A 20,676-nucleotide genomic window follows, 5' to 3' on the forward strand; every position below is an offset into this window, starting at 1 on the left:
GGAAAGCAGGTACCGCATGTACGCGATCGTTCGCGCAGGCGGCCGCCAGCACAAGGTCGCCGTGGGCGACGTGCTGGAGATCGACCGCATCGAGGCCAAGCCGGGTGACTCGGTCGAGCTCTCGACCATCCTGGTCGTCGACGGTGACGCCGTCACCTCCGACCCGTGGGTCCTGGCCGGCGTGAAGGCTCACGCCGAGGTGGTCGACCAGACCAAGGGTGACAAGATCGTCATCCTGCGTTACAAGAACAAGACCGGCTACCGCCGTCGCCAGGGTCACCGTCAGCAGCACACCGCGGTGCGCATCACGAGCATCGACTCGGTCAGCAAGTAAGGGGATAGCGAAAAATGGCACACAAGAAGGGCGCAAGCTCTACTCGTAACGGCCGTGACTCGAACGCCCAGCGCCTCGGCGTGAAGCGCTTCGGTGGCCAGGTCGTCTCCGCCGGCGAGATCCTCGTCCGCCAGCGCGGCACCCACTTCCACCCGGGTGCCGGTGTCGGCCGCGGTGGCGACGACACCCTGTTCGCGCTGACCGCCGGTGCGGTGCAGTTCGGCAACCGTCGCGGCCGCAAGGTCGTCAACATCGTGGCCGTCGAGGCCTGAGTCCGCGAGGACTCCCGAGTCTGAGCCGACCCGCCGGGTCGTCAGAGGACTCACAGTGAAGGGTGGGCCGGAATTCTCCGGTCCACCCTTCGCGCTTTACGCAGGTAGCAAGCAGACTCTCGCACTGGAGGCACACCCATGACCACCTTCGTGGACCGCGTCGAACTTCATGTCGCCGCGGGTAACGGGGGCCACGGCTGCGCCTCCGTGCACCGCGAGAAGTTCAAGCCGCTCGGCGGCCCGGACGGCGGCAACGGCGGTGAGGGCGGCAGCGTCATCCTCACCGTGGACTCGCAGGTCACCACCCTGCTCGAGTACCACCACTCGCCCAAGCGCAAGGCCACCAACGGCAAGCCGGGCGCGGGCGGCCACCGCACCGGCGCGGACGGCGAGGACCTCGTCCTGCTGGTGCCGGACGGCACCGTGGTGCTGGACCGCAAGGGCAACGTGCTGGCCGACCTCGTCGGGCACGGCACCAGCTTCGTCGCCGCCCAGGGCGGCCGCGGCGGCCTCGGCAACGCCGCGCTGGCCTCGGCCCGCCGCAAGGCGCCCGGCTTCGCGCTGCTCGGCGAGCCCGGCGAGGCCCGTGACATCGTCATGGAGCTCAAGTCCGTCGCCGACGTGGCCCTGGTCGGCTACCCGAGCGCCGGCAAGTCCTCGCTGATCTCGGTGCTCTCCGCCGCCAAGCCCAAGATCGCGGACTACCCGTTCACCACCCTGATCCCCAACCTCGGCGTGGTCACCGCGGGCGACACCGTCTACACCATCGCCGACGTGCCCGGCCTGATCCCGGGCGCCAGCCAGGGCCGCGGCCTGGGCCTGGAGTTCCTGCGCCACGTGGAGCGCTGTTCGGTGCTGGTGCACGTGCTGGACTGCGCCACCCTGGAGCCCGGCCGCGACCCGCTGACCGACCTGGAGACCATCGAGGCCGAACTCGCCGAGTACGGCGGCCTGGACGACCGCCCGCGCCTGGTCGCGCTCAACAAGGTGGACGTCCCGGACGGCCAGGACATCGCCGACCTGACCCGCGCCTCCCTGGAGGAGCGCGGCTACCGGGTGTTCGAGGTCTCCGCCGCCTCCCGCAAGGGCCTGCGCGAGCTGAGCTTCGCGATGGCCGGGATCGTCGCCGAGGCGCGCGCCGCCAAGCCGGCCGAGGAGTCCACCCGGATCGTGCTGCGGCCCAAGGCCGTCGACGACGCGGGCTTCACCCTCACCGAGGAGGACGGCGCCTACCGCATCCGCGGCGTCAAGCCGGAGCGCTGGGTCCGCCAGACCGACTTCGCGAACGACGAGGCCGTCGGCTACCTCGCCGACCGGCTGGCCCGGCTGGGCGTCGAGCAGGAGCTCTGGAAGGTCGGGGCGCACGAGGGCGACACCGTCATCATCGGCCCGGACGAGAACGCCGTCGTCTTCGACTGGGAGCCGACCATGGCCGCCGGTGCCGAGATGCTCGGCCGCCGTGGTGAGGACCACCGCCTCGAGACCCCGCGTCCGGCCGTCGACCGCCGCCGCGAGAAGCAGAAGGGCCGGGACGCGGCCGAGGCCGAGTTCCTCGCCTTCGAGGCGCTCTCCAGCGGCCGCCCGGCCGCCATCGAGGGCGACGACGAGGACCACTGACCGCCCCCGCCCCGACGGCCCCGCCACCCGCCGAGGTGGCGGGGCCGTCCGCGTGTCCGGAGCCGGCGGGGCGCCACCGCGGCCCGCCGTGGCGGTGCGCGCGGCGGACCGCGGTCCAGCGGGTGGAACACCCGGCGGGTGACCTGCGCGGATCGCGTAGATTTCGGGGGTGACGGCGGCCGGGCAGGGCCCGTCGCACCCGCACCACACCGGAAGGGCGTACAGCGAGATGAGCGAGGACTCCCTGCGGGAGGAGGTGCTGACCGCGCGGCGGATCGTCGTCAAGGTCGGCTCCTCCTCCCTGACCACGGCGGCCGGCGGCCTGGACGCCGACCGCGTCGACGCCCTGGTGGACGCGCTCGCCAAGCTGCGCGCCCGCCCCGAGGCACCGGAGGTCGTGCTCGTCTCCTCCGGCGCCATCGCCGCCGGGCTCGCCCCGCTCGGCCTGGACCGGCGGCCCAAGGACCTGGCCCGCCAGCAGGCCGCCGCCAGCGTCGGCCAGGGCCTGCTGGTCGCCCGCTACACCGCCTCCTTCGCCCGGTACGGCATCCGGGTCGGCCAGGTGCTGCTCACCGCCGAGGACGCCAGCCGGCGCGCCCACTACCGCAACGCCTACCGCACCCTGGACCAGCTGCTGGCGATGGGCGCGATGCCGATCGTCAACGAGAACGACACCGTCGCCACCGCCGAAATCAAGTTCGGCGACAACGACCGGCTCGCCGCCCTGGTGGCCCACCTGGTCCGGGCCGACCTGCTGGTGCTGCTCTCCGACGTGGACGGCCTGTACGACGGCGACCCGTCCCGCCCCGGCACCAGCCGGATCGCCGAAGTGCGCGGCCCGCAGGACCTCGACGGCATCGAGATCGGCAGCGCCGGCAAGGCCGGGGTCGGCACCGGCGGCATGGTCACCAAGGTCGAGGCGGCCCGGATCGCCACCGGCGCGGGCATCCCCGTGGTGCTCACCGCCGCCAGCCAGGCCGCCGACGCGCTCGCCGGCCGGCCCACCGGCACGCTCTTCCTGCGCACCGGCAGCCGGACCTCCGACCGCTTGCTCTGGCTGGCCCACGCGAGCAGCCCGCGCGGCACGCTGCACCTGGACGAGGGCGCCGTCCGGGCGGTCGTCTCCGGCGGCGCCTCGCTGCTGCCGGCCGGGGTCACCAGGGTCGACGGCGACTTCGCCGCGGGTGATCCGGTGGACCTTCTTGCCGAAAACGGCCACATCGTGGCTCGCGGACTGGTCAACTTTGATGCGAGGGAGTTGCCCCGCCTGCTCGGCCGGTCCACCCGCGACCTGGCCCAGGAGTTCGGCGCCGCGTACGAGCGCGAGGTCGTCCACCGCGACGACCTGGTCGTTCTGCACGGCTGACCGGCCCGCCCGCCCGGCCCGGTGCCGGCTCGGCGGGCCGGCACCGGCCGCCCAGCCGATCGGCGCAGCGCGGACGGCGGGCCGCTCCCTACCGGGAGCGGCCCGGCCACGGGCGGGGAGGGACGCAGCCGTACCGGTCGGCCGAGGGCCGGCGGGGCCGGTGGGGACGACAGGACATCGCCGAACAGGAGGCCGCCGGTGGAACGCAGGCGCGAGGCAGCGCTGACCGCAGGGACGGCGGGCCGGCGGCTGACCAGCATCGACGGCGGACGCGGGGACGGCCCCGCCGAGCCGTCCGGTCCGCCGCCGCAGGGGCCCGGCGGGGTGCGCAGGCTGCGGCCCGAACGCGACCGGGCGGGGCAGCCGCCCACCGTGCCCGAGCAGGCGCGGCTGTGGCACGTGGTGCTGAGCGTGGCCGGGCAGGTCACCCCGCTGTCCTCGCTGCGCGCCTCCCTGGAGCAGCTGGCGCACGACCACTCGTTCTTCCTGACCGCCCGCTACGCGGCCGACCACGCCGAGATCCGCTACTGGGAGCAGGCCCGGGACCTGCACGACGCGGCGGCGATCGCGCTGCGGCTGTGGGGCGAGCACAAGGTCACCGCGAACCTGCCGCCGTGGGAGATCGTCGGGCTGGAGGTCGTCGACCGGGCGACGTACCACAAGCGGGTGGCGGAGGGCTTCGGCGATCCGCCACCGCACCTGGGCGGCGTGCACCCGTACTGAGCCCCGGCGCCGGGCGGTCGCGGAGCCCCTTCGCGGCCCGCGCGGGCGCGTACGCCCCGTACGCCCCGTGCGGCCGAGCGCCCGTCGCGGCGGCGTCTCACCGGGCGAAACGCCGCCGGCCGGGGCAGGGGCAGTCGCTACCCTTGGCGGCATGACCAGCGATCTCGCCCCCGCCGACAGCCCCGTCCTCGCCGTAGCGCGCCGAGCCCGGGAGGCCGCCGCCGTGCTCGCCCCGCTGCCGCGCGGCGCGAAGGACGCCGCGCTGCTGGCGGTCGCCGACGCGCTGGTGGCCCGCAGCGCGGAGATCGTCGCGGCCAACGCCGAGGACGTGGCGCGGGCCCGGGAGGCCGGTACGGCCGAGTCGGTGATCGACCGGCTGACCCTGACCGACGAGCGGATCGCCGCGATCGCCTCCGACGTGCGCGACGTGGCCGGCCTGCCCGACCCGGTCGGCGAGGTGGTGCGCGGCTACACCCTGCCCAACGGCCTGGACGTGCGGCAGGTCCGGGTGCCGCTCGGTGTCGTCGGCATCATTTACGAGGCCCGCCCGAACGTCACCGCGGACGCCGCCGCGCTCTGCCTCAAGTCCGGCAACGCGGTGCTGCTGCGCGGCTCCGCCTCGGCCTACCGCTCCAACACCGCGCTGGTCGCGGTGGTGCGCGACGCCGTCGCCGCGGCCGGGCTGCCCGCCGACGCCGTCCAGCTGGTACCGGGGGAGAGCCGGGACTCGGTGCAGGAGCTGATGCGCGCCCGCGGCTACGTGGACGTGCTGATCCCGCGCGGCGGCGCCTCGCTGATCCGCACGGTGGTCGAGGGCTCGACCGTCCCGGTGATCGAGACCGGCACCGGCAACTGCCACGTCTACGTGGACGCCGAGACCGACCTGGCGATGGCCGTCGGGATCCTGCTGAACTCCAAGGCGCAGCGGGTCAGCGTCTGCAACGCCGCCGAGACGCTGCTGGTCCACCGGGACGTCGCGGACGCCTTCCTGCCGCTCGCGCTGGCGGCGCTCGCCGAGGCCGGGGTGACGGTGCACGGCGACGAGGCGGTGCTGAAGGCCGCCGAGGGCGGCCCGGCCACCGTGGTGCCGGCCACCGAGGAGGACTGGGGCGCCGAGTACCTCTCGCTGGACCTGGCCGCCGCCGTGGTGCCCTCGCTGGACGCCGCCGTCGCGCACATCCGCCGCTGGTCCTCGGGCCACACCGAGGCGATCGTCACCACCTCGCAGGCCGCGGCCCGCCGTTTCACCCGGTTGGTGGACTCCACCACGGTGGCCGTCAACGCGTCGACCCGCTTCACCGACGGCGGTGAGTTCGGCTTCGGCGCGGAGATCGGCATCTCCACCCAGAAGCTGCACGCCCGCGGCCCGATGGGCCTGCCCGAGCTGACCAGCACCAAGTACATCGTCACTGGTGACGGGCACGTGCGGGGCGAGGCGGCGCAGACCGTGGGCGGGGGCGCGGCCGACCGCTGAGCGCGGGGCGCACGGCGTCCGTCACACGGGTGACGGACCAACTGCCGGGAGCCACAGACAAATCGTCCGGCCGGTAATACGCTGAATCCGTGGCTGAGGATGTGGGGGGCTTCCCGTACCCCGACGGCGCCGACCACGGTGGTGCGGACGACGAGTTCGCCACCGTGGTCTTCGATGAGGCCTTCGTCCGGTCCGCCGCCGTGCACGAGCCGAGCGCCAAGGAGCGGCAACTCGCCGCCGCCGAGGCCCGGTTCGAGCCGGAGGCCGTGGGGCCGGGCTGGGGGCGTGACGTCCCGGCCGGGGACGGGCTGCCGCTGGAGCTGCGCCCGTACCCGAGCGGACTCGACGAGGACCACCTCTACCCCGACCCCTGGTCGGGGCCGGGCCGGGCGGCCGACCGCCGGGTCCGGCGGCGGTGGCGGCGCGAGGACGACCCGGTGCGCGCCCGCGGGCGGTACGTGGCCCAGCAGCGCTGGCACCGGCCGGTCGCCTGGGTGCTCGCCGTGATCATGGGGGTGAGCCTGGTGGCGGTCGCGGTCGCGGCGCTCTCCCAGGGCGTGGGCGGCCCTTCGGGCACGCCGCGGCGCCCCGAGTCGGGCAGCAGCAGCGCCGGGGTCGGGCCGGGGCAGGCACCGGCGGAGCCCCCGCTGGTGGCCACGGCACCGGCGGGCTGAGGCGCTGCCCGGGCGCGGGCGCGCGCCCCGGGGCGGTGGTCACGGAGCGTTCCCGGGAATGTGCGTCCGGACCCTCGTGGCGGCGCCGGTGTCCGCCTACCCTGGTGGTGTGGGTGACCCGCGAGAGCCTCCTGAGGGTGCGCCCGAGGGCGGTGCCGGCAACGAGGACGAATTCCGGTCCGTCGTGTTCGACGAATCGTTCGTGCGGGCTGCCCGGATCCAGGAGCTGTCCGCCCGGGAGCGGCTGGCGGGCTCCGCCGGCAGGGCCACCCGGCCGCGGGTGCGGCTCGGCCCGCTGGGCACCGTCCCGCGCCAGGCGCTGCTCCTGCTGCTGCTCGTCCTGCTCGCCTTCGGGACGGCGGTGTACTTCGGGGTGAGCTCGCCGAAGGGGACGGCGGTACGGCCCGAGGGCAGCCAACTGACCGTCAGCCTGGTCGCGTTGAGCCCGGCTTCGGTCGTCCGCCCGGTCGCCGACCCGGCCGACCCGTTCGCCGCGCTGGCGCCGGGGTACGGGGACGGCACGCTCGGGCTGAACACCCCGACCGGGGCCGCCACCGGAAACTTCAACCGGGCCGAGGTGGCCAAGGCGCTCGACACCGTCCAGCGGTACCTGGTCGCCTCCTCGCTGTCCCCGGTCACGCTGGTCCGGGGCGGCACCGCCGACGTACGGGCTTTCGTCACTCCCGGTGAGCAGGCCGGGTTCGACGCGAGCGTGGCGCAGCCGGTGGACGACCGGCACCACGCGGTGACCGGCTGGATGGTCCGGTTCGACCCGGCGCACGTCGCGCTGGCCTCGGACACCGTGAAGGTGGTCGGGGCGATGCGGATCGACGAGGCGGACGACGGGACGCTGCAGATCACCACCGACCACACCTTCGTCTACGCGCTCAAGCCGGCCGGGGCCCCGGCCGGAGCGCCGGTCACCCTGGAGACCGTGCGGCGCCAGCTGACCTTCGAGTTCGACCGGGTCGACCTGGCCGCGGGGCAGCTGCGGCTGGTGGACTCGGTGGTGCAGGCGGGGCCGGAGCCGTGCGGCGCCCCGATGGCGGGCTTCCTCCAGCCGGTGCTGGCCACCGCGCAGGGCACGGCCGTCGCGCCGCCGGCGCCGGTCGACCCGGGCAACCACGCCCGGCCGGGCTGGCAGGTGTGCGAGGTGATGGCGGGCGGCTGAGGCGCGTGCCCGCGATCCTCGCCGTGGCCTCCGGGGCCGCTTCGCCCGTGGCCGCTTCGCCCGGGGCTGCTCCGTCCGTGGCCGCTCCGTCCGGGGCCGCTTCGCCCGGGGCCGCTTCGCCCGTCGCGTTCGTCCGTCGCGTTCGTCCGTCGCGCCGGGCCGGGGAGCGGCGCGGCGGCCGGCGCCCCGGGCGGGGCACCGGCCGCCGCGGCGGACGAGCCGGGTCAGCTGTCGCCGCGGTCCGCGGTGCCGCCGCCCGGGGAGGAGCCGTTGCGGTTGCCGCCGCCACCGGTGAAGGTGTCGCGGAGCTTGCCGCCGACGGTCGCGGCGCCGCCGGCGACGTCCCGGAGCAGGCCCATCAGCGGGTCCTTGCTCTCCTTGACCGAGGTCGTGTAGTGCTCGGCGGCGGCCTTCCACTGCTCGGTGACCGAGGTGTCCGGGTCGTCCGAGCGGCGCGGGTAGGCACCGGCCATGATCGAGCGGTAGTCGTCGCTCTCCGCCCACTTCTTCAGCTGGGCGACCCGGACCACCGCGAAGGGGTGGGTCTGGGGCAGCAGCTGGAGCACCTTGAGCACGCCGTCGCGCAGGTCGCCGGCCTTCTCGTACTCCTCGGCCTGCTCCAGGAAGGCGTCGACGTTCATCTCGGCCAGGTTGTGGCCGCCGGCCAGCTTCATCAGGGCCCGCATGGACGCCTGGAGGTCCTGCCCGGCGAGCAGGCCGGCCCGGTCGCTGGACAGCTCCGCCTTGCGGAACCACTCCTTGAGCGCGGTGATGATCGCGGTGATCGCCAGGTTGCCGAGCGGCACCCAGGCGATCCGGGTGGCGATGTTGGTGAGGATCATCAGCATCGTCCGGTAGACGGCGTGGCCGGACATCGCGTGGCCGACCTCGTGGCCGATGACCGAGCGCAGCTCCTCCTCGTCCAGCAGCTCGACCAGGCCGCTGGTGACCACGATGATCGGGGTGTCGATGCCGATGCAGAAGGCGTTGACCGCCGGGTCCTGGGAGACGTACAGGTCGGGGACCTGCTCCAGGTCGAGCACGTAGGCGGCGTCGCGCACCATGCCGTGCAGCTCCGGGAACTGCCGCTCGGAGGTCTTCACGGCGGTGGCCAGGAACATCAGCCGGACCGCCCGCTCGGAGACCAGGCCGGCGAGCTTCTTCAGGATGTCGTCGAAGCCGGTCAGCCTGCGCAGGGCGACCAGGGCCGAGCGGTCCGCCGGGTGCTCCCAGGCCCGGGTGGAGATCCCGGGGAAGCGCTCGCGGCGACGGCTCGGGGCCTTCTCGGTGGTGACGGTCATGGTCTGAGTACCTCCTGGTCGACGGCGGCTGCGGCCCGCTGGCCCGCCCCCCGCTGGTCTTCGCCTGCAACGACTGTCTGTGCAACGCGCGTGGTTGCGTACTCGTCCCCGGGGCCAGCGTACGCGCGGTCAGCCCCGGCGGGCGGGGGCGTCGGCCGGGCCGTCGGCCGGTGCGTGCCGCGGGCCCGGGCCGGACGGGGCGGAGCGTCGGCGGGGCCGGTGGGCGGCGCCGGTGTGAAGCCGGTCTACCCTGAGGCGAGGACGACCGAGACCGGACCCGGCCGCGGTACCGAGCAGTACGAGGAGCACCCGCAGATGTCCACCGACACGCTTGTCAGCCTGGCCGCGCCCATCTCCGACGAGTCCGGCCCGGGCCTGTTCCTGCGGATCATCGTGGTCGCGTCCTTCGTGGGCATCGGCCTGCTGGTCTGGATCATGGCCCGCGCCTTCAAGAACAACTAGGACCCGCCGACGGGCGGCGGCCGGTCACGGCCGGTTCCCGGGCCCGCTCCCCGGCCCGTGCTCACGCCCGGTCAGCGGCGGTGGGCCGCCGAGCGGTTGCGCTGTAACCCCCCGTACGATGACGGGTGGGCCCTCACCGGCCCGAACAACCCCCCAGGTCCGTTCACCGAGCCGAGAAGGTCCCGCCGACCATGAGCACTGCTGCCGCACTCCCCGTTCTGAACCTCCTCGCCGAGGGCGAGGGGGGCAACCACGACAGTCTGAACCCGGCCCTGACCGGTGGCGCCGCGCTGGTCATCCTGCTGGTCCTGCTCTTCATCACCACCCGCTTCAACCGGGACCGCTGAGCCCGGTCCTGGGGCCGCTCGGGGAGCGTCCGGCCGCCGGCCGGCCGCTCCCTCACGCATCTGCGGGGAACCCCCACCCGGCCGTTCCCGCACCGTAACGGGCGTCGCGTAAGGTGTGGCGGCATGGGAGAGCAGGCCGGGATTCCCGGCGGACCGGAACCGGTGAAGAAGCGCCTCGGCGTGATGGGCGGCACCTTCGACCCGATCCACCACGGCCACCTCGTCGCCGCCAGTGAGGTCGCGAGCGCGTTCCACCTGGACGAAGTGATCTTCGTGCCGACCGGGCAGCCGTGGCAGAAGAGCGACCGGCACGTCACCCCGGCCGAGGACCGCTACCTGATGACGGTCATCGCCACCGCCGAGAACCCGCAGTTCTCGGTCAGCCGGATCGACATCGACCGCGAGGGCCCGACGTACACCGTCGACACCCTGCGCGACCTGCACGCCCTGCACCCGGACGCCGACCTCTTCTTCATCACCGGCGCCGACGCGCTCGCCCAGATCCTGTCCTGGCGCGACTCCGACGAGCTCTTCTCGCTGGCCCACTTCATCGGGTGCACCCGCCCGGGGCACACCCTGTCGGACGCCGGGCTCCCGGTGGGCGGGGTCTCCCTGGTGGAGGTCCCGGCGCTGGCCATCTCCTCCACGGACTGCCGCAACCGGGTCGCCCAGGGCGAGCCGGTCTGGTACCTCGTCCCGGACGGCGTGGTCCGCTACATCGACAAGCGGGCGCTGTACGCGCCCCGCGGGGACTGATCCGGGAGCGGTGCATGACTGATCGCAGTGACGGCCGGCGGCCGGAGGACTGGTCCACCGGGCAGTACCAGCAGCCGTACCAGGACTACCAGCAGCCGCAGGCGCAGCAGCCCGAGCCGCAGCAGCAGCCGTACGGGCAGCAGCAGTACGACCGTCAGTACGAGCAGTACGAGCAGTACGAGCAGCCCGGTCCGTACGACCAGCCCGGGCCGTCGGTGTACGGGCAGGGCTCGTACGGCCACCAGCCGCAGGGCCGGCCGGGGTACGACGGGTACCAGCAGGGCGGGCAGTTCCCGCAGCAGCAGTCGTACGGGCAGCAGCCGTACGACCAGCCGTACGACCAGCAGTACGACCAGTACGGGCAGCCGGTGTACGGGCAGGACCCGTACGGCTACCAGCAGCAGGGCTACCAGGGGTACCAGCAGCAGCCGTACCAGGCCGCCGCCCCGGCCGTCGCCGAGCCGGGCGTCGCGGAGCCGGTCGTCGCCGAGCCGCAGGCGGCGGCGCAGGCACCGGCCGCCGCCGAGGCCGCCGCGCCGGCCCGTCCGCGGGTGCCCCGGCCCGCCGCGGAGCCCGCACCGGCCAAGGCCGGGCCGCCGTCGGAGCAGGTCGCCGGGGCGCGCACCGGGAAGGCCGGGAAGGCCGGCGGCAAGGCCCCCAAGGACTCCTACCCCACGGGCGAGTTCACCTTCGTCGACGAGGCGGCGGAGGAGACCGAGGACGTCATCGACTGGCTGAAGTTCGCCGAGTCGCGCAGCGAGGTGCGCGCCGAGCGCCGCCGCAAGCTGCGCAACCGGCTGATCGGCCTCGGCGCGGTGGTGGCGCTCGCGGCCGCCGGCGCCGGCGGGTACCTCTTCCTCAGCGGGGACAAGCCCAGCGCGGCCGCCGCCGCCGGCGGGCGCCAGGTCAACGTCGTCCACCTGCGCGACCTCCAGGGCAAGGTGACCAGCGCGCTGCTGGTCAACGACGCCTCCGGGAAGAAGGGCACGGTCCTGCTGCTGCCCGACAACCTGCGGCTGCCCGGCCCGGGCGACCCGCCGGTCACCACGGTCGGCCAGTCCATGGACGGCATCGGCGCCTCGGCGACCCGCGATGGCCTGTCCACCGTGCTCGGCGCCCCGGTGGCCGGCACCTGGCGGCTGGACACCCCGTACCTGGAACTGCTCGTCTCCCAGCTCGGCGGCGTCCGGGTGGACACCAACGCCGAGACCCACGAGGGCAACAAGCCGGACGGCAAGCTGCTGTCCGCGGCCGGGAAGAACACCCTGCTCAGCGGGAAGGCGGCGGTCGCGTACGCCACCTGGCAGGCGCCGGGTGAGAACCGGGACGCCCAGCTGGCCCGGTTCGGCCAGGTCATGGACGCGGTGGTGCGCACCATGCCGACCGACTTCAAGGAGGCCAAGGACGACGTGCACCGGATGAACGCGGTGCTCGACCCCTCGCTGCCCGAGGACGCCCTCGCCGGGGTGCTCGCCCAGCTCGCCCAGCAGGCGAAGGACGGCCACTTCGGCACCACCGCGCTGACCGTCAAGCCGGACGGCGGCCTGGACGAGGCGACGGCGGGCAAGCAGGTCAAGGACGTGCTGGGCGGCACCGTGAAGGCCGCGGCCGCCGGCGACGCCCCGGCCAGGGTCGCGCTCCAGGACGCCAGCGGCAACGACGCGTCGGCCGCCGCCGCGCAGGTCCAGATCGTCAACGCCGGCCTGACCTTCATCCCGGGCGGAGCCAAGGGCGCCCCGCAGGCCACCAGTGAGATCCGCTACACCGACGACGCCCGGCAGGGCGCGGCGAAGTCGCTGGCGACCAGCCTCGGCCTCCCGGACACGGCGGTGAAGAAGGTGACCGGCGACACCCAGAACGCGGACCTGCTGGTCGTGCTCGGCAAGGACTACCAGCTGCCGAAGAACCCGTAGGCACGCCGTTCCCGGCCCGCGCTGGCCGGGAACGGCGGTGCGGCGGGCCCGGGGGCGGCGGTGCGGCGGGCCCGGGGGCGGTGCGGGAACGGTGGTGCGGCGACCCCGTGCGGCCCGGCGCGCGCCCGGAAAAACCGGTTCCGGGCCCGCCCGGGCGGCGTGAGATCCTGGAAGGCGACCCCGGCCGCGCGCCGGGGCGCCCCAAGCCGCCGAGCCGGAAGAACACCGTGACCGTCACCGACCACAGCCAGCAGCTCATCACCGTCGCCGCGCAGGCGGCGGCCGACAAGCTCGCGCACAACATCATCGCGTTCGACGTCAGCGAGGTGCTGTCGATCACCGACGCCTTCCTGATCGCCTCCGCGAACAACGACCGCCAGGTCCGCTCGATCGCCGAGGAGATCGAGGACCGGCTGCGCGAGCAGCTCGACATCAAGCCGGTCCGCCGCGAGGGCGAGCGCGAGGGCCGCTGGATCCTGCTCGACTACCTGGACATCGTCGTGCACGTCCAGCACTCCGAGGAGCGCTCCTTCTACTCGCTGGACCGCCTCTGGAAGGACTGCCCCGAGCTGCCGCTGCCCGCCGACGCCCTCGAGTCGCGCAACCGCCCGGACGCGCACACCGACGAGGCCGGCAACGCCGTCGCCCCCGCCGACGACTTCGGCAAGCCCGAGGAGCTGCACTGAGCCGGGGTGCGCGCGGCCCGCGCATCGTCTTCTGGCGGCACGGCCAGACCTCCTGGAACCTCGAATCGCGCTTCCAGGGCAGTACGGACATCGAGCTGACCGGCCAGGGCGTCCTCCAGGCCCAGCGGGCGGCCCGGCTGCTCTCCGGGCTCCGTCCCGACCTGCTGATCTCCTCGGACCTCCGGCGCGCCCGGCGCACCGCCGCGGAGCTGGCCGAGGTCACCGGGCTCGACGTGCAGCACCACGAGGGCCTGCGGGAGACCTTCGCGGGCTCCTGGCAGGGGCTGACCAACGCCGAGATCCGCGAGCGCTTCCCGGCGGAGTACGAGGCCTGGGCGGCCGGCGAGCCGGTGCGGCGCGGCGGCGACGGCGAGCTGGCCACCGAGGTCGCCGACCGCTCGGTGCCGGTGGTCCTGGAGGCCGTCGGCAAGCTGCCGGAGAACGGCACGCTGGTGGTGGTCAGCCACGGCGGGACGATCCGCACCATGCTCGGGCGGCTGCTCGACCTGGAGCCGGCCCAGTGGGAGCGCTTCGGCGGGCTGTCCAACTGCTGCTGGTCGGTGCTCGGTCTGGGCGCGCGCGGCTGGCGCCTGCTGGAGCACAACGCGGGCACGCTCCCGCAGCCGGTCATCGGCGACGACACCTGATCCGGCTGACAGGCTGACCGCCTGACCGACTGAACCGCTCGATCCACCTGAACCGCTTGATCCGCCTGGTCCGCCGCCGCACGGCTCGGGCGGCGGCGCCGGGGGCCCTCAGGGCCCTCGGCCGGGGCCGGCGAGCGGCTCGGAGGCGGCTCGGCGAGCCGGCCCGGGGAGGTGGCCCGCGGGCCGTCGCCGGGGGCCGGCCGGGGCGGATTTCGCAGTTCCGGCCCTGACCAGCTAGAGTCTTCCTCGTTCGCAGGGAAGGAACGCGGCCCGGAAGGGAAGCGGGAGATCCGGTGAGTGCGGGGCTATAGCTCAGTTGGTAGAGCGCTTGCATGGCATGCAAGAGGTCTGGGGTTCAATTCCCCATAGCTCCACTCCGCATCGGCGGTCGTGGGCAAGCCAGGGTCGTCAGTGTCGCGGGGCTATAGCTCAGTTGGTAGAGCGCTTGCATGGCATGCAAGAGGTCTGGGGTTCAATTCCCCATAGCTCCACAGCAGTTCGGAAGGCCGTCACCCAAGGGGTGGCGGCCTTCCGGCGTTTCGGCGGCAGTCCTTCGGCGATTCGGCCGGGCTGCGGGGGCTGCGGGGCCTGCGGGGCCTGCGGGGGTCGGCCGGTGGCGGCGGTGGGGGCGGGTCGGTGCGCGGCGGGTCGGTGGGCGGCGGGGTGGAGGCGGGTGGCCGTGGGTCGGTGGCGGGGCGGTGGTCGAGGGGCGTGGGGCCGGTGTGTGCCGACCGCCGCGCGCCCCGGGGGAAGGTGCGCGCCCGGGCGTGCGGCGCGGGCCCCGGGGAACGGATTTCAGGAGCACGCCCCGGACCGTGTAAAGTAGTCGATGTCGCCGAGGGAAACGGCCGGAAACAAGCCGGGAACCACGGTGACATCGCAGGTCAAGGGGCTATAGCTCAGTTGGTAGAGCGCTTGCATGGCATGCAAGAGGTCTGGGGTTCAATTCCCCATAGCTCCACAGCAGTCGAGAGCCGCCTTCCGGAAACGGGAGGCGGCTCTTGGCCGTTCTGCCCGCGCCGCCGGGTCGCACCGCCCGGAATCCCGCTACCGTCGTGCCATGGCCGATCTGGAGCGAAGGCGGAACGAGGAACTGGCCCGGATACTCCACCAGCTCGGCTGGAGTCCGGAACGGCTCGCCCGCGAGGTGAGCCTCGCCCTGCCGCCGGGCCTCGCCATCAGCTCCACCGCCCCGTACAAGTGGCGCGACCGCGGCATGGTGCCGCGTAGCCCGCACGACCAGGCGGTCTGCGAGGTGCTCAGCCGCACCCTCGGCATCGCCGTCACCTACGAGCAGCTCTGGGGCCGGATGGGCGGCCACCGCGGCGCCAAGATCCTCTCGCCCCGGCTGCTCACCGATCCGTGGACGGCCGACACCGCCCAGACCGCGCTGCGCGAGGCCGCCACCGACGCCGGCCCGGTGCGCCTGACCGACCTGTTCCGCAGCGCCGACCTCGACCAGGCCGCCGCCCGCCTCGACTCCCCGCCTCCGCCGGTCGGCGGCGGGGAGGGCGCACTGCGCGTCGAGCCCGGGCTGGCCGGCGAGCTCGGCCTGTCGTACCGCAGCAAGCAGAAGCTCGAACGGGCCTGCGGCGGCGGCCTCGTCCTCGGCCCCGTCCGTGCCGAACTCGCCATGCTGGCCAAGCTGCTGGAGCTGGGCGCGTACGACGAACGGCTCGGCCGCGAGCTCTACGGCACCGCCAGCAGGCTCGCCCGGCTGGCCGGCTGGGCCGCGTACGACCTCGGCCACGACGCGGCCGCCCAGCGCGCCTTCGTCGCCGCCCTGCGCGCCGCCCACGTCAGCGGCGACCCCCGGCTCGGGGTCGCGGTGCTCGGCGCGCTGGCCGTGCTCGCCACCCAGGGCGCCGGTGGACGCGGGCTGGACGCCGTCTCCGCGCTCGCGACCGCCCTGGACACCCACGCCGCCGCGCTCGGCCCCACCGCCCGGGCCCGCCAGTACGGCAGGCTCGCCCGCGCGTACGGCCGCCGGGGCGAGGCCGAACGGGCCGAGGCCGCCGCCGCCCGCGCCTTCGCCGAGCTGGACGGCCTGCCGGGCGCCGAGGAGGCCCGGGCCTCGCTCTCCGGGATGGTGGGGGAGGGGCGGCTGGCGCTCGGCCAGCACCGGTTGGCCAAGGTGCTGCTCGCCGAGGCCGTGGCCGGGCTCGGGCCGGGACGGGCGCGGACCAAGGCGCTGCTGATGGTGCGCCTCGCCGAGGCCCACCGCAGGCTCGGCGACCAGCGGGAGGCGGCCCGCACCGCCTCGCTGGCGCGCTCGCTCGCGGCCGGGATGCAGTCGGAGCGGCTGGCGAAGGCGCTGCGGGAGTTCGACGCGGCGGGGCGGGCGGGGGCGGCGCGGTAGGGCGGGCGGGGCTGCGGTGCGGGCCGGGCCCGGGGCTGGTGCCGGGCGGGCCGCGGCCCGGGGCTGCGGGACTGGTGCCGGGCGGGTGGGGGCGCCCCGGGCGGGTGTCGGGCGGCCCCGGCCCCCGCCCCGCGGTGTACCCCGTGGCCCGTCGAGCCGCTTGCGGTACCCTGAGCCCATGCGAACCGTGCGCCTGCTCCTTAGCCGGCCGCGCTGACCAGGACCGGCTGAGCCCTCGGGCGGTGCCGGAGTCGGCGTGGCGTCCCCTCCTGCGAGGGGATTTTTTGTTTTCCGCCCCCCGCCCCCGTCCCGGGCCGGGTCCACGGTCCGGCCGCCTGTGCGGTTCGCCAACCGACATCGATGGAGCTTGAAGGACCATGAGCGAGACGACCCCTGCGTCCGGCGCGGCCGAGACCGCGACCGAGCCGTTCCGGTACAGCGCTGCGCTGGCGGCCGAGATCGAGTCCCGCTGGCAGGACATCTGGGAGAAGGAGGGCACCTTCCAGGCCCCCAACCCCACCGGCGCGCTGGCCGACCCGGCGGCCGGCGACGTCGCCGCGAAGCCGCACAGCTTCATCATGGACATGTTCCCCTACCCCTCGGGCGCGGGCCTGCACGTCGGCCACCCGCTGGGCTACATCGCCACCGACGTCTTCGCCCGCTACCAGCGGATGACCGGCCACAACGTGCTGCACACGCTGGGCTACGACGCCTTCGGCCTGCCCGCCGAGCAGTACGCGGTGCAGACCGGCACCCACCCGCGGGTCTCCACCGAGGCCAACATCGCCAACATGCGCCAGCAGCTGCGCCGGCTGGGCCTGGGCCACGACCCGCGCCGCTCGATCTCCACGATCGACCCGGAGTACTACCGCTGGACCCAGTGGATCTTCCTGCAGATCTTCGACTCCTGGTACGACGCGGACGCCCGCAAGGCCCGTCCGATCGCCGAGCTGGTCGCCGAGTTCGAGTCCGGTGCGCGCGAGCTGCCCGGCGGGCGCGACTGGGCCGGGCTGACCGCCGCCGAGCGCGACGAGGTCCTGGGCGAGTACCGGCTGGCCTACGCCAAGGAGGTGCCCGTCAACTGGTGCCCCGGCCTGGGAACCGTGCTGGCCAACGAGGAGGTCACCGCGGACGGCCGCTCCGAGCGCGGCAACTTCCCGGTGTTCAAGTCCAACCTGCGCCAGTGGATGATGCGCATCACCGCGTACTCGGACCGGCTGATCGAGGACCTGGACCTGCTGGACTGGCCCGAGGCCATCAAGCTGCAGCAGCGCAACTGGATCGGGCGCTCCGAGGGCGCCCGGGTCGACTTCGCGGCCCCCGGCGACGAGAAGATCACCGTCTTCACCACCCGCCCCGACACCCTGTTCGGCGCCACCTACATGGTGCTGGCCCCCGAGCACGGCCTGGTCGACACCATCGTCCCCGCCGCCTGGCCCGAGGGCGTGCCCGCCGAGTGGACGGGCGGCGCCGCCACCCCCGCCGAGGCCGTCGCCGCCTACCGCGCCGCGGCCGCCGCCAAGTCGGACGTCGAGCGGCAGGTCGACGCCAAGGTCAAGACCGGTGTCTTCACCGGCGCCTACGCCGTCAACCCGGTCAGCGGCGAGCCCGTCCCGGTGTTCATCGCCGACTACGTGCTGATGGGCTACGGCACCGGCGCCATCATGGCCGTCCCCGCCCACGACCACCGCGACTTCGCCTTCGCCCGCGCCTTCGCGCTGCCGATGCGCTGCGTCGTCGAGCCCACCGACGGGCGCGGCCCGGACCCGGCCGAGTGGGACGACGCCTTCGACACCTACGACTCCGTCATCGTCAACTCCGCCCGCCCCGAGGGCGACCTGTCGCTGGACGGGCTGAGCGTCGTCGAGGCCAAGGCCGCCGCCACCGCCTGGCTGAGCGAGCGCGGCATCGGCGAGGGCACCGTCAACTACCGCCTGCGCGACTGGCTGTTCAGCCGCCAGCGGTACTGGGGTGAACCCTTCCCGATCGTCTACGACGAGGACGGCGTGATGCACGCGCTGCCCGAGTCGATGCTGCCGGTCGAGGTCCCCGAGGTCGACGACTACTCGCCGCGCACCTACGACGCGTACGACGCCGCCTCCTCGCCGGAGACCCCGCTGTCGCGCAACGAGGCCTGGGTCAACGTCGAACTGGACCTGGGCGACGGGGTCAGGAAGTACCGCCGCGAGACCAACACCATGCCCAACTGGGCCGGCTCCTGCTGGTACGAGCTGCGCTACGTCGACCCGTCGAACTCCGCGAAGGTCGTCGACCCGGCCAACGAGGCGTACTGGCTGGGCCCGACGGAGACCAAGCCGGCCGGCGGCGCCGACCTGTACGTCGGCGGTGCCGAGCACGCCGTGCTGCACCTGCTGTACGCGCGCTTCTGGCACAAGGTGCTGCACGACCTGGGCCACGTCTCGTCCGTCGAGCCGTTCCACAAGCTGTTCAACCAGGGCATGATCACCGCCGACGTCTACCGCGACGAGCGCGGCTTCCCGGTGCCCGCCGCCGAGGTCGAGGAGCGCGACGGCCGGTACTTCTGGCAGGGCGAGCCGGTCAAGCGCGAGGCCGGGAAGATGGGCAAGTCCCTGAAGAACGCCGTCGCGCCGGACGACATCGCCGACGAGTACGGCGCCGACACGCTGCGCCTGTACGAGATGTCGATGGGCCCGCTGGACGTCTCCCGCCCGTGGGACACCCGCGCCGTCGTCGGCTCGTACCGCTTCCTGCAGCGCCTGTGGCGCAACATCGTCTCGGAGACCACCGGCGAGCTGGTCGTCACCGAGGAGGAGCCGGACGAGGCGACGCTGCGCGCCCTGCACAAGACCATCGACGGCATCCGCGGGGACATGGCCGGGCTGCGGTTCAACACCGCCGTCGCCAAGGCCATCGAGCTGAACAACTACCTGGTCAAGCGCGGCTCCACGCCGCGCTCCGTGGCCGAGCAGCTGGTCCTGATGGTCGCGCCGCTGGCCCCGCACGTCGCCGAGGAGCTGTGGCGCCGACTGGGCCACGGCGAGTCGTTGGCGCACGCCGACTACCCGGTCGCCGACCCGGCGTACGTGGTGGACGAGACGGTGACCTGCGTCGTCCAGATCAAGGGCAAGGTCAAGGCGCGGCTGGAGGTGTCGCCGGGCATCTCGGACGCCGAGCTGGAGGCGCTGGCGCTGGCCGAGCCGGCGGTCGTCGCGGCCATCGGCGGGGCCGAGGTGCGGAAGGTCATCGCGCGGGCGCCGAAGCTGGTGAACATCGTCACCGGCTGAGCCGGGTGCGGCTGCGGCGGGAGTCGCGGCGGTGAACGGGCGGGCGTCCTGCGGGGCGCCCGCCCGGCGTTTTGTCCGGGCGGGGGTGGTGTAGCGGGCGTTCGGGGCGCGGGGGGCTGCGCTCGACGGGGCCGGGGGCGGGGCCGGGCGGGGCCGGGCGGGGCCGGGGGCGTGCGGGGCGGCGCTCGCCGGGGGCGGCGTTTGCACGGCGCTTGCGGGGGGCTTCCAGGGTGGTCGGGGGCCCTCGGGGTGATCCCGGATCTGACCCTGATCTCCGGCCGCGAGGGGCGCTCGGGCCGCCCCGGGACGGGATCCGGCGGCTACCGTGGAACCCTCGGCGATGCGGCCCGCGTTGGGCCCGGTGGGGGCCGGAACGACGGCGGAAGGTGGCGCGCGATGGACGTGTTCGGCGTGATGATCGGGCTGGTCCTGCTCTTCGGGGTCGCGGTGATGGTCCTGGCCGTGATCGGCACGGTCAAGGCGGCCAAGGCCGTCGGCGCGAGGATCGAGAAGCACGAGGCCAACGCCCGGCGCGCCGTGGAGAACGCCGCCCTCAAGGCGAAGACGTACACCAGGGTCGGCCCGCCCGCGCAGATCGCCACCGTCCGGCTGGGCTTGCGGACCTCGCTCGACGGCACCCGGCAGGTGCTGGAGGGCGGGCTCGCGCAGGACGGCCAGCTCGGCGAGGCGCTCGCGCTGCTCGACCGGCTGGACGCCCACGCCGCCGAGCTCGACGGCGAGCTGCGGATGCTGGAGCGCGAGCCGGACACCGCGCGGGTCGCCGCCAAGCTGCCGGAACTGCGCGAGCGGGCGGAGCGGATCACCCACTCGGCGGAGACCATGCGCTGGGCGGCGCAGGACCGGATGCACCGGTTCGCGGACGACGAGCTGAGCCGGCTGAGCCAGGAGTGCGAGAGCGAGGCGGGGGCGCTGCGGCACTGGGACGTCGCGGGGGGCGGCTCCGCGGGCGGTGCCTCCTCGGGTGCTGCTTCCTCGGGCGGTACCGCGGGGGCCGGGGGTTCCGGGGGCGCGGGCCGGGGTGCCGCGGGGTCCGCGGGTGCGGCCCGGGGTGCGTCGGGTACGGCCCGGGCCGGGCTGACCGACGGGAAGGGGCGCCCGAGCGCGGAGGAGCTGCTCGGGCTCGCCGACCCGCTGGCCAAGCTGGCGCAGCGGCTGCGCAAGCCCTCGGCCGGGCCCTCGGCGGGCTGATCCGGCCGCGCCGCGCGGGCCCGCGACCGGTGTCCGGGGCGGGGCGCCGTCCCCGGGACCGGCCGCTGTCCTCCCGGACCGACGGGGGGTAACCTCCGG

At 74.5% G+C, this 20,676-nt stretch carries 18 protein-coding genes and 3 tRNA genes; 20 read left to right on the forward strand and 1 reads right to left on the reverse strand.

Annotated features, from left to right (window positions below):
• The first annotated feature begins 16 nt into the window (after window positions 1-16).
• From rplU to ACH5AR_RS11335, 8 genes are all read left to right on the forward strand, one after another.
• Window positions 17-334, forward strand: a complete 318-nt coding sequence (gene rplU / locus ACH5AR_RS11300; RefSeq protein WP_045696828.1) for a 50S ribosomal protein L21 — start codon at window positions 17-19, stop codon at window positions 332-334.
• Window positions 335-348: 14 nt separating this feature from the next.
• Window positions 349-606, forward strand: coding sequence for a 50S ribosomal protein L27 (gene rpmA / locus ACH5AR_RS11305; RefSeq protein ID WP_030058248.1), 258 nt, complete (start codon window positions 349-351; stop codon window positions 604-606).
• A gap of 138 nt (window positions 607-744) precedes the next feature.
• Window positions 745-2,223 carry a GTPase ObgE gene (obgE, locus tag ACH5AR_RS11310; RefSeq protein ID WP_396301120.1) on the forward strand — a complete coding sequence of 493 codons (1,479 nt, stop codon included), beginning with the start codon at window positions 745-747 and terminating at the stop codon, window positions 2,221-2,223.
• A 229-nt stretch (window positions 2,224-2,452) separates the two neighbouring features.
• A complete protein-coding gene (proB, locus tag ACH5AR_RS11315; protein WP_396301121.1) occupies window positions 2,453-3,589 on the forward strand; it encodes a glutamate 5-kinase in 1,137 nt (378 codons plus the stop codon).
• Between the two features lie 198 nt (window positions 3,590-3,787).
• Window positions 3,788-4,312 carry a hypothetical protein gene (locus tag ACH5AR_RS11320; protein ID WP_396301122.1) on the forward strand — a complete coding sequence of 175 codons (525 nt, stop codon included), beginning with the start codon at window positions 3,788-3,790 and terminating at the stop codon, window positions 4,310-4,312.
• 151 nt (window positions 4,313-4,463) lie between these two features.
• Window positions 4,464-5,786 carry a glutamate-5-semialdehyde dehydrogenase gene (locus tag ACH5AR_RS11325; protein WP_396301123.1) on the forward strand — a complete coding sequence of 441 codons (1,323 nt, stop codon included), beginning with the start codon at window positions 4,464-4,466 and terminating at the stop codon, window positions 5,784-5,786.
• Between the two features lie 89 nt (window positions 5,787-5,875).
• Window positions 5,876-6,460: a hypothetical protein gene (locus ACH5AR_RS11330; RefSeq protein WP_396301124.1), complete on the forward strand. Its 585-nt coding sequence runs from the start codon at window positions 5,876-5,878 to the stop codon at window positions 6,458-6,460.
• A 109-nt stretch (window positions 6,461-6,569) separates the two neighbouring features.
• Entirely contained in the window at window positions 6,570-7,631 is a 1,062-nt protein-coding gene (locus ACH5AR_RS11335; RefSeq protein WP_396301125.1) for a hypothetical protein, read from the forward strand.
• A 224-nt stretch (window positions 7,632-7,855) separates the two neighbouring features.
• Here ACH5AR_RS11335 and ACH5AR_RS11340 read toward each other — a convergent pair whose 3' ends face one another.
• Complete coding sequence (locus tag ACH5AR_RS11340) at window positions 7,856-8,932, reverse strand: M48 family metallopeptidase (RefSeq protein ID WP_396301126.1); 1,077 nt, start codon at window positions 8,930-8,932, stop codon at window positions 7,856-7,858.
• Between the two features lie 315 nt (window positions 8,933-9,247).
• On the opposite strand from ACH5AR_RS11340, the gene ACH5AR_RS11345 reads away from it, so the two are divergent.
• From ACH5AR_RS11345 to ACH5AR_RS11400, 12 genes are all read left to right on the forward strand, one after another.
• The gene (locus ACH5AR_RS11345) at window positions 9,248-9,394 is read left to right on the forward strand and encodes a hypothetical protein (RefSeq protein WP_188295498.1); all 147 of its coding nucleotides are present in this window, start codon (window positions 9,248-9,250) and stop codon (window positions 9,392-9,394) included.
• A 191-nt stretch (window positions 9,395-9,585) separates the two neighbouring features.
• Window positions 9,586-9,741, forward strand: a complete 156-nt coding sequence (locus ACH5AR_RS11350) for a hypothetical protein (RefSeq protein WP_181970583.1) — start codon at window positions 9,586-9,588, stop codon at window positions 9,739-9,741.
• A 123-nt stretch (window positions 9,742-9,864) separates the two neighbouring features.
• Window positions 9,865-10,497: a nicotinate-nucleotide adenylyltransferase gene (gene nadD, locus ACH5AR_RS11355; protein WP_396301127.1), complete on the forward strand. Its 633-nt coding sequence runs from the start codon at window positions 9,865-9,867 to the stop codon at window positions 10,495-10,497.
• Between the two features lie 14 nt (window positions 10,498-10,511).
• Window positions 10,512-12,410: an LCP family protein gene (locus ACH5AR_RS11360; protein WP_396301128.1), complete on the forward strand. Its 1,899-nt coding sequence runs from the start codon at window positions 10,512-10,514 to the stop codon at window positions 12,408-12,410.
• Window positions 12,411-12,637: 227 nt separating this feature from the next.
• On the forward strand, window positions 12,638-13,096 hold the full coding sequence (gene rsfS, locus ACH5AR_RS11365; protein ID WP_396301129.1) for a ribosome silencing factor: 459 nt from the start codon (window positions 12,638-12,640) through the stop codon (window positions 13,094-13,096).
• Complete coding sequence (locus ACH5AR_RS11370) at window positions 13,093-13,743, forward strand: histidine phosphatase family protein (RefSeq protein WP_396301362.1); 651 nt, start codon at window positions 13,093-13,095, stop codon at window positions 13,741-13,743. The genes rsfS and ACH5AR_RS11370 overlap by 4 nt, the downstream gene beginning before the upstream one ends.
• Before the next feature lie 301 nt (window positions 13,744-14,044).
• A tRNA-Ala gene (locus tag ACH5AR_RS11375) sits at window positions 14,045-14,117 on the forward strand.
• 44 nt (window positions 14,118-14,161) lie between these two features.
• A tRNA-Ala gene (locus ACH5AR_RS11380) sits at window positions 14,162-14,234 on the forward strand.
• 397 nt (window positions 14,235-14,631) lie between these two features.
• Window positions 14,632-14,704 (forward strand) — tRNA-Ala (locus ACH5AR_RS11385).
• A gap of 99 nt (window positions 14,705-14,803) precedes the next feature.
• A complete protein-coding gene (locus ACH5AR_RS11390) occupies window positions 14,804-16,102 on the forward strand; it encodes a hypothetical protein (protein WP_396301130.1) in 1,299 nt (432 codons plus the stop codon).
• Window positions 16,103-16,479: 377 nt separating this feature from the next.
• The gene (gene leuS / locus ACH5AR_RS11395) at window positions 16,480-19,368 is read left to right on the forward strand and encodes a leucine--tRNA ligase (RefSeq protein ID WP_396301131.1); all 2,889 of its coding nucleotides are present in this window, start codon (window positions 16,480-16,482) and stop codon (window positions 19,366-19,368) included.
• 396 nt (window positions 19,369-19,764) lie between these two features.
• A complete protein-coding gene (locus ACH5AR_RS11400) occupies window positions 19,765-20,577 on the forward strand; it encodes a hypothetical protein (RefSeq protein WP_396301132.1) in 813 nt (270 codons plus the stop codon).
• Window positions 20,578-20,676 lie beyond the last annotated feature (99 nt).

The organism is Kitasatospora sp. NPDC018619, assembly GCF_044391605.1.
Lineage (GTDB): Bacteria > Actinomycetota > Actinomycetes > Streptomycetales > Streptomycetaceae > Kitasatospora.

Bases quoted from the DNA above. Each gene is read 5' to 3' on its own strand.
- ACH5AR_RS11390 (WP_396301130.1), top strand. From the start codon at position 14,804: ATGGCCGATCTGGAGCGAAGGCGGAACGAGGAACTGGCCCGGATACTC.
- ACH5AR_RS11400 (WP_396301132.1), top strand. From the start codon at position 19,765: ATGGACGTGTTCGGCGTGATGATCGGGCTGGTCCTGCTCTTCGGGGTC.
- nadD (WP_396301127.1), top strand. From the start codon at position 9,865: ATGGGAGAGCAGGCCGGGATTCCCGGCGGACCGGAACCGGTGAAGAAG.
- proB (WP_396301121.1), top strand. From the start codon at position 2,453: ATGAGCGAGGACTCCCTGCGGGAGGAGGTGCTGACCGCGCGGCGGATC.
- ACH5AR_RS11350 (WP_181970583.1), top strand. From the start codon at position 9,586: ATGAGCACTGCTGCCGCACTCCCCGTTCTGAACCTCCTCGCCGAGGGC.
- ACH5AR_RS11325 (WP_396301123.1), top strand. From the start codon at position 4,464: ATGACCAGCGATCTCGCCCCCGCCGACAGCCCCGTCCTCGCCGTAGCG.
- rpmA (WP_030058248.1), top strand. From the start codon at position 349: ATGGCACACAAGAAGGGCGCAAGCTCTACTCGTAACGGCCGTGACTCG.
- ACH5AR_RS11360 (WP_396301128.1), top strand. From the start codon at position 10,512: ATGACTGATCGCAGTGACGGCCGGCGGCCGGAGGACTGGTCCACCGGG.
- ACH5AR_RS11345 (WP_188295498.1), top strand. From the start codon at position 9,248: ATGTCCACCGACACGCTTGTCAGCCTGGCCGCGCCCATCTCCGACGAG.
- ACH5AR_RS11340 (WP_396301126.1), bottom strand. From the start codon at position 8,932: ATGACCGTCACCACCGAGAAGGCCCCGAGCCGTCGCCGCGAGCGCTTC.
- rplU (WP_045696828.1), top strand. From the start codon at position 17: ATGTACGCGATCGTTCGCGCAGGCGGCCGCCAGCACAAGGTCGCCGTG.
- obgE (WP_396301120.1), top strand. From the start codon at position 745: ATGACCACCTTCGTGGACCGCGTCGAACTTCATGTCGCCGCGGGTAAC.
- leuS (WP_396301131.1), top strand. From the start codon at position 16,480: ATGAGCGAGACGACCCCTGCGTCCGGCGCGGCCGAGACCGCGACCGAG.